The following is a 9,084-nucleotide window of genomic DNA, read 5'->3' as shown; positions in this document are numbered from 1 at the left end:
GTGGCAACGCAGCATCGTCGACGCTTCGGCGCTGGAGCAACTGGGCGACGAAGCAGAGGGCAGCCTGGACCTGGGCAATGGCCCACTGCTGCGCGCGGTGCTGGCGACCCTGGCCGATGGCAGTCAGCGGCTGCTGCTGGTGATCCATCACCTGGCGGTGGACGGCGTTTCGTGGCGCATCCTGTTCGAAGACCTGCAAACCGCCTACGAGCAACTGCAGCAGGGGCGTGTCGTGGCACTGCCGGCCAAGACTTCGTCGGTCAAGGCCTGGGGCGAGCGGCTGCTGCGTCACGCCAGCAGCGAGCAGATGCATCAAGAGCTGGATTACTGGCAGCAAGCGTTGCAGGGCGTACCTGCAGCACTGCCGTGCGATAACCCTCACGGTAAACAATTGAATCGTGACGCGCAGGTGGTGCACACGCATCTGGACAAAACGCTGACTCGACAGCTGTTGCAGCACGCTCCGGCGGCGTACCGGACTCAGGTCAACGACCTGCTGTTGACGGCGTTGGCGCGGGTCATCAGCCGTTGGGCGCAGACGCCTTCGGTGCTGGTGCAGTTGGAGGGGCACGGCCGCGAGGAGTTGTTCGACGAGCTGGACCTGACCCGCAGCGTGGGGTGGTTCACCAGCGTATTCCCGGCGAAGCTCACCCCGGCGGCCGATATCGCGGGTTCCATCAAGCAGATCAAGGAGCAACTGCGGGCGATCCCTGAAAAGGGCCTGGGTTTTGGCCTGCTGCGTTACTTGGGGGATGCCCACGCGCAATCGGTGCTTGAAGCGTTGCCGACACCGCGTATTACCTTCAATTACCTCGGTCAATTCGATAGCAGTTTCCAGGCGCAGGACGCGTTGTTCATGCCAGGCCGCGAGCCTGCCGGGGCCGAGCAAAGTCCTGAAGCGCCACTGGGCAACTGGCTGGAAATCAACGGCCAGGTGTACGACGGCGAGCTGGACTTGAGCTGGACCTTCAGCCCGCACATGTTCGATGCACAAGCCCTCAAGGCCCTGGCCGATGACTATGCCGGTGAGTTGCAAGCGCTGATCGAACATTGCTGCCTGCCGTCCACCCAGGGTGTGACCCCTTCGGACTTCGCCCTGGTGCAGTTGACCCAGCAGCAACTGGAAGGGTTGCCTGTACCCGCAGGGGATATCGAGGACATCTTCCCGTTGTCGGCCATGCAGCAAGGCATGTTGTTCCACAGCCTTTACCAGCAGGACGCCAGTGATTACATCAACCAGATGCGCCTGGATATCGATGGTCTGGACACAGCGCGTTTCCGCGACGCCTGGCAAGCGGCGGTGGATGCCCATGACAGCCTGCGCAGCGGTTTTATCTGGCAGGGGGAGTTGGACCATCCGCTGCAGATCATTCGCAGGCAGGCGCCGCTGAGTTTTGTCGAGCACGACTGGCGTACTCGTCCCGAGCTGGCGGCGGCGCTGGACGCTGCTGCCGCTGCCGAGCAGGCGCAGGGTTTCGATCTGGGCGAGGCGCCGTTGCTGCGCTTGACCCTGATTCGTACGGGCGAGCAGCGTCATCATCTGATTTACACCCACCACCACATCCTGATGGACGGCTGGAGTAACTCGCAGTTGCTGGGTGAGGTGCTGCAACGCTACAGCGGTCAACATGCGATGGCGCCGGTCGGCCGTTATCGTGACTATATGGCGTGGCTCGCATCCCAGGATACGGCACGCAGTGAGCTGTTCTGGAAGGCTCAGTTACGCCCTCTGAGCGAGCCCACCCGGCTGATCCAGGCGTTCGGCGCCACGCCTGTGCCGGTGCAATCAGAGCCTGCCTACGGTGACTACCAGCAACTGTTCGACGCCGCCCGTACCCATCGCCTGAACGAGTTCGCCCGTCAGCACAAGGTCACGCTCAATACCGTGCTTCAGGCCGCCTGGCTGGTGTTGTTGCAACGCTACACCGGACAGCAGACCGTATGTTTCGGTGCCACGGTCTCGGGGCGCCCGGCCGATATTCGCGATATCGAGCAGCAGGTCGGGCTGTTCATCAATACCTTGCCAGTGATCGCCGAGGTTCGTGCCGAGCAGCCGATGGGTGAGTGGTTGCAGGTGTTGCAGCAACAAAACCTGATGCTGCGGGAGCACGAGTACACCCCGTTATTCGAGATCCAGCGCTGGGCCAGCAGTGCCGCCGATTCGCTGTTCGACAGCCTGCTGGTATTCGAGAACTACCCGGCTTCCGAAGCGTTGCGCCAGGCGGCGGTGCCCGAGCTGAGCTTCGGCCCTGTCGACAGCCAGGAGCGGACCAACTACCCGTTGACCCTGGCGGTGGCGACCGGCGAGACCCTGGCGATTCACTACAGCTACCTGCGCGCGTCTCTGGCCGCCGAGCATGTACGCCAGATCAGCCTGCACCTGGAACAACTGCTGGAACACATGCTGGCATTGGTTCCGGGTGCCGCAGTCGGCGAGTTGCAACTGGTGACGGCCATCGAGCGCCAGCAATTGGTGGATGACTGGAACTGCCGTGATACGCGCTTCAGTACCACCACTTCGATCCATCAGTTGATCCAGGCCCAGGCCCTGCGTGCACCGGATGCCGTGGCCTTGATGTTTGCCGAGGAGCAACTGACCTATGGGCAACTGGATCGGCGTGCCAACCGCCTGGCCCACAAACTGATCGATCAGGGTGCCGGGCCGGACGTTCTGGTGGGCATCGCCCAGGAACGTGGGCTGGGCATGGTGGTTGGGCTCCTGGCGATTCTCAAGGCGGGCGCGGCCTATGTGCCGCTCGACCCGGAATACCCGCGTGAACGCCTGGCCTACCTGATGCAGGACAGTGGCATCGGACTGCTGCTCACCGATTCGCGCCTGGCTGAGCGCCTGCCGACGCCCGTCGGGATCACGCGCCTGGAGCTGGACCGGCTGGCGCTGGACGCAATGCCCGACAGCCCACCGGTGGTCGACCTGCACGGGCAAAACCTGGCCTATGTGATTTACACCTCGGGCTCCACCGGCCAGCCCAAGGGCGTGACGGTTGCCCATGACGCCCTGGCCATGCATTGCCTGGCTATCGGCGAGCGCTATGCCATGAGCGAGCAGGACTGCGAGCTGCATTTCATGTCCTTCGCGTTCGACGGTGCCCATGAACGCTGGCTGACCACCTTGAGCCACGGTGGCCGCCTGTTGATTCGCGACTCCAGCCTCTGGACGCCGGAGCAGACGTACCAGGCCATGCACCGTCACGGTGTGACCGTCGCGGCATTCCCGCCGGTGTATTTGCAGCAATTGGCCGACTACGCCGACCAGCATGGCAACCCTCCGGCCGTGCGCATCTACTGCTTTGGCGGTGATGCGGTGCCCCAGGCGTCGTTCGAGCTGGTCAAGCGTGCGCTCAAGCCGCAGCACATCATCAACGGCTATGGCCCGACCGAAACCGTGGTTACGCCGCTGATCTGGAAGGCTGCGGCAGACCAGATGTGCGGCGCCGCCTACGCGCCGATCGGCAGCCGTATCGGTGACCGCAGTGCCTATGTACTGGATGCCGGCGGCGGGTTGCTGCCCCAGGGCCTGGCCGGTGAGTTGTACCTGGGCGGGGAAGGGGTGGCGCGTGGTTACCTTAACCGTGCGGCGCTGACGGCCGAGCGCTTTGTACCGGATCCGTTCGCTGGCTCCGGTGGCCGTCTGTATCGCAGCGGCGACCTGGTTCGCCAGCGGGCCGACGGGGTGATCGACTACCTGAGCCGGATCGACCACCAGGTAAAAATCCGTGGTTTCCGTATCGAGTTGGGGGAGATCGAGGCTCGGTTGCAGGAGCAACCGCAGGTGCAGGAAGCCGTGGTGCTGGCGCAAGAGGGCGTGAACGGGGCGCAACTGGTGGGCTATGTGGTGACTGCCGTCACTGCAGCAGACGAGGAGGTATCGGGCGCGCGGACTAAATTGCGTGAGCGGCTCAACGTTCGTCTTAAAGAGATTCTGCCGGGCTACATGGTTCCTACCTATCTGGTGTTCCTCGAAGAGTTGCCCCTGACCCCCAATGGAAAGCTGGATCGCCGTGCACTGCCGGTGCCCGACGCCAGCTTCATGCAGCGCATTTATGCCGCCCCGCAAGGCACCGTGGAGCAAACCCTGGCCGCTGTCTGGGCGGACGTCCTGGGCGTGCAGCAAGTGGGCAGGGAGGACAACTTCTTCGAGTTGGGTGGGCATTCATTACTGGCGACGCAAGCGACTGCGATGGCGCAGATGCAATTGGGAGCCAACGTCGCGCTGGACCTGATCTTCAAGGCAAGCACCTTGCGTGACTACGCAAGTGCTGTTGATGGCTGCTTGAACAGCAACCTTGAGCAGGACCTGAGCGATATGCATGACTTCCTCACCGAGCTGGAGACAAATTGAGATGGCGTTAATGGATAACATCGAGCTGGTTCAACGTTTCATCAGGCTGGCGCTGCCTCAGCGCAAGGCCTTTTTTGAAAAGTTGGCCAGCAAGGGCATGAGCCTTGGGCAACTGCCTGTGCCGATGATCCGCCATGAGTTTGAAGCCATACCGTTGTCCTATGCCCAGCACCGCCAGTGGTTTCTCTGGCAGTTGGAGCCCGAGAGCGCGGCCTACCACGTACCTGCTGCCCTGCGTTTGCGGGGTGTGCTGGATGTCGAGGCTTTGCAGCGCAGCTTTCAGGTGTTGATCGAGCGTCATGAGTCCTTGCGTACGCGTTTTGTCCAGGATGCCGGGCAGACGTTGCAGGTGATTACCCCGGCGGCGGACTTTAACCTGCCGGTGCACACCCTGGAGCCTGGCGATGCGGCCGGGCTTGAGGCGCGCATCAGTGCATTCGTCGAAGCACAGACGCGTCAGTTGTTCGATTTGCAGCAAGGCCCGTTGCTGCGGGTCTGCCTGTTGCGCGTGGCGCCGGACGAGCATGTGCTGGTGCTGACCCAGCACCATATCGTGTCCGATGGTTGGTCCATGCAAGTGCTGGTTGAGGAACTGGTGCAATGCTACGCCGCCTTCACCCAGGGCCACGCTCCGCAACTGCCGGCGCTGGCGATCCAGTACGCCGACTACGCCATCTGGCAGCGACACTGGATGGAGGCCGGCGAGCGTGATCGTCAACTCGCTTACTGGACCGCGCAGTTGGGCGACCTGCCGCCGGTGCTGGAGCTGCCCACCGACAAGCCCCGTCCCTTGCAACCGAGCTACCGTGGCGAACGCCTGGAAATTGTCCTGGATGCGAGCCTGGGGCAACCTTTGAAAGCCCTCGCCCAGCGTGAGGGGGTGACGCTGTTCATGGTGTTGCTGGCATCGTTCCAGTTACTGCTGCACCGCTACAGCGGGCAGCGGGATGTCCGGGTCGGGGTGCCGGTGGCCAACCGCAACCGGCCGGAAACCAAAGGCCTGATCGGCTTTTTCGTTAACACCCAGGTGCTCAAGGCCGAGATCGACGGCCAGATGTCGTTCCGGGCCTTGCTGGCCCAGGTCAAGCAGGCAGCCTTGGGCGCCCAGGAGCATCAGGAACTGCCCTTCGAGCAGTTGGTCGAGGCGCTGCACCCCGAGCGAAGCCTGGGGCATAACCCGTTGTTCCAGGTGATGTATAACCACCAGAGCGAAGGTCGCGGCTCCAGTGCCGAGCCCGTATTGAACCTGCCGCAGTTGACCGTCGAAGGCCTGGACTGGAAAACCTGCACGGCGCAATTTGACCTGACCCTGGACACGGCGGAGTCGGCACGCGGTCTGTCAGCCGCACTGACTTATGCCACCGATGTATTTACCGCCGAGGCAATCGAACGCCTGGCGCAGCATTGGCAAAATCTGTTGCGGGCAATCATCACCAGTCCGCACCAGGCGGTAGGGGAGTTGCCGTTGCTGGCGGCGGACGAACACCGGCGCATCCTCCAGCAGTGGAACCCGAACCTGCGGGCATTCGACGTGAACCAGTGCCTGCACCATTTGATCGAAGCCCAGGCCGAGCGTACCCCCGATGCCCTTGCCATCAGCTACGAAGATCAGCACCTGACGTACGGTCAGTTGAATGCGGATGCCAACCTGTTGGCGTATCGGCTGATCGAGGCCGGTGTCGGCCCTGATGTGTTGGTGGGGCTCTCTACCGAGCGCAGCCTGGAGATGCTGGTCGGTCTGCTGGCGGTGCTCAAGGCCGGTGGTGCCTATGTGCCCATGGACCCTGGTTATCCACAGGATCGTTTGCATTACATGATGCAGGACAGCAGCATTGCGTTGCTGTTGGCGCAGTCCTCTGTGCTTGAACACTTGGCGCCAGCACCGTCGATTCGTGTGCTGGCACTGGATAACGTCGTCGGCGCAGGCCAGGAACCGTCGGGCAACCCGCAGGTGGCGGTCAACCCTGACAACCTGGCATACGTGATTTACACCTCGGGCTCTACCGGACAGCCCAAGGGCGTGCTGCTGCCCCATCGCAATGTGGTGCGCCTGTTCAGTGCCACCGATGACTGGTTCCGCTTTGGCGCGACGGATGTGTGGACGCTGTTCCACTCCTGTGCCTTCGACTTTTCCGTGTGGGAGCTGTTCGGTGCGCTGACATACGGCGCGCGCCTGGTGGTTGTGCCCCATGACGTCAGCCGTTCCACCGAAGACTTCTACGCCTTGCTCTGCCGTGAGCAAGTGACCGTGCTCAACCAGACACCTTCGGCGTTCAAGCAGTTGGTGCAGGTCGCCTGCGCTCACCCGGCCGCAGGCCTTGAGCACTTGCGCTACGTGGTGTTTGGCGGTGAGGCACTGGAGGTCAAGGCATTGCAGCCGTGGTTTGAGCATTTCGGTGATCGTTCGCCGCAACTGATCAACATGTATGGCATCACTGAAACCACCGTTCACGTGACGTATCGACCCATCACCCGGGCCGACTTGGCGAACGAGGCGAGCAGCCCGATCGGCGAGCCTATCGTTGACCTGTCCTGGTACCTGCTGGACGCTCAGCTCAACCCGGTCCCTGAAGGTTGCATCGGCGAGCTGTATGTCGGCCAGGCGGGCCTGGCCCGAGGCTACCTGCACCGTGGCGATCTGACCGCCAGCCGGTTTATTCCCGATCCGTTCCGTGCTGACGGCGCGCGCCTGTACCGTACCGGCGACCTCGCGCGTTTGCGTGCGGGCGGGGTGGTGGAATATGTCGGGCGGATCGACCATCAAGTGAAAATTCGCGGGTTTCGTATCGAGTTGGGTGAGATCGAGGCGCAACTGCTCAAGTTGGCTTGCGTGCGTGAAGTTGCGGTGTTGGCGCGGCCCGGCGTGGGCGGCCAGCAGTTGCTGGCCTATATCGTGCCGGCCGCACCGGTCTTCGACGCAGAGACCCATGATGGCCTGCGCGAGACCATTCGCCAGTCGCTCAAGGCCGAGCTGCCGGACTATATGATTCCGGCGCATGTGGTCTTTCTGCCGAGCCTGCCGTTGACGGTCAACGGCAAACTCGACCGCCAGGCGCTGCCAGAGCCTGAGCTGCAACAGCAGTCGTATGAAGCGCCGTGCGGTGAGCTGGAACAACAGGTGGCGCTAATCTGGCAAGAGGTCCTGGGGGTTGAGCGTGTCGGTCGCCAGGACGATTTCTTCGAGCTCGGCGGTCACTCGTTGCTGGCCACCCAAGTGGTATCGAGGGTGCGTCATGGTCTTGAGCTGAACGTGCCGCTCAAGGCGTTGTTCGAGCACACGACCCTGCAGGCATTCGCCCGGGTATTGAACCAGGAACCCGCCGAGCAGGCCCCCGCGTTTGTCGTGGTTGATCGTGGCTCGGCATTGCCGTTGTCGTATGCCCAGGAGCGCCAGTGGTTCCTCTGGCAGCTCGATCCCCTGAGTGGTGCCTACAACATACCGACGGCCTTGCGCCTCGCAGGCGCGCTGGATATCCAAGCGCTCCAGAGCAGCTTTGACGAGTTGCTGGTGCGTCATGAAACCTTGCGTACCACGTTTGTCCAGGACCATCAGCGCACCCTGCAAGTGATCCATGCGCCAGTGCCAATGGCGATTGTCGTGGACACCCTTGACGCCGGCACTGATCCGCACGCCGGGATTGCCGCTTATGTGCAGACCCATGCCGAGGCGTTGTTCGACCTGCAGACCGGGCCCTTGTTACGCGTGAAGTTGTTGCGCCTGGCCGATGATGATCACGTGCTGGTGCTGACCCAGCATCACATCGTCTCCGATGGCTGGTCCATGCAACTGATGGTGCAGGAACTGGTTGAGCTCTATGACGCCTTCAGCAGCGGCCGCGCGCCTGAGGCCAGGCCATTGCCGATCCAATATGCCGACTATGCCGCCTGGCAGCGTCAATGGATGGAGGCCGGTGAGCGTAAGCGCCAACTGGCTTATTGGACCCGGCAACTGGCCGGTGACCAGCCGTTGCAATTGCCGTTGGACTATTCGCGCCCGGCCGAACAAAGCTTTCGGGGGGCGCAGCTGGAAATCGTCCTGCAACCCGGGCTCGGCGCTTCGCTGCTCGGCCTGGCCCAGCAACTGCGTGTGACGCCGTTCATGCTCTTGCTTGCCTCATTCCAGACGTTGCTGCATCGCTACAGCGGGCAATCCGACATCCGGGTCGGGGTCCCGATTGCCAACCGCAACCGGGTTGAGACCGAGCGCCTGATCGGCTTTTTCGTCAATACCCAGGTACTCAAGGCCGATGTGAAACCGACCCTGGCGTTCGCGGATGTCGTGCAGCAAGTCCGGCAGACCGCCCTTGAAGCCCAGGCTCACCAGGACCTGCCATTCGAACAGTTGGTTGAAGCGTTGCACCCTGAGCGCAGCCTGAGTCATAGCCCGCTGTTCCAGGTGATGTTCAACCATCAGAGCGAGGCGGCGCGCGGACAGCAGGCGACGCGCTTGCCGGGCCTGGCCATCGAAAGCCTTGAGTGGGCCAGCCACACGGCCCAGTTCGACCTGGTGCTCAATACCTTTGAAACCGGGCAAGAGTTGGCCGCCACGCTGACCTACGCCACCGATCTGTTTGCGCCGGCGACGGTCGAGCGTCTTGCCGGCCATTGGCAAAACCTGCTGTGCAGCATTGTCGCGGATCACACGCGGCCGGTTGCCGAGCTGTCGTTGCTGGGCGGTCATGAGCTTGAGCTGATTGAGCGGACCTGGAACGCCAATGGCCTGG

General features: G+C 62.6%; 2 protein-coding genes. Both read left to right on the top strand.

The features are described 5' to 3' along the window. Positions 1–4,360, top strand: a 4,360-nt coding sequence (locus tag HX814_RS24110) for a non-ribosomal peptide synthetase (protein ID WP_177015433.1), incomplete at its 5' end; no start/stop codon positions are given. A 10-nt stretch (positions 4,361–4,370) separates the two neighbouring features. After that, the coding region (locus tag HX814_RS24105; RefSeq protein ID WP_177010078.1) for a non-ribosomal peptide synthetase at positions 4,371–9,084 on the top strand (4,714 nt) is incomplete at its 3' end.

Source organism: Pseudomonas sp. C8002 (genome assembly GCF_013385765.1).
Taxonomy (GTDB): Bacteria; Pseudomonadota; Gammaproteobacteria; order Pseudomonadales; family Pseudomonadaceae; genus Aquipseudomonas.
This window is presented reverse-complemented; position numbering and strand designations above follow the sequence as displayed.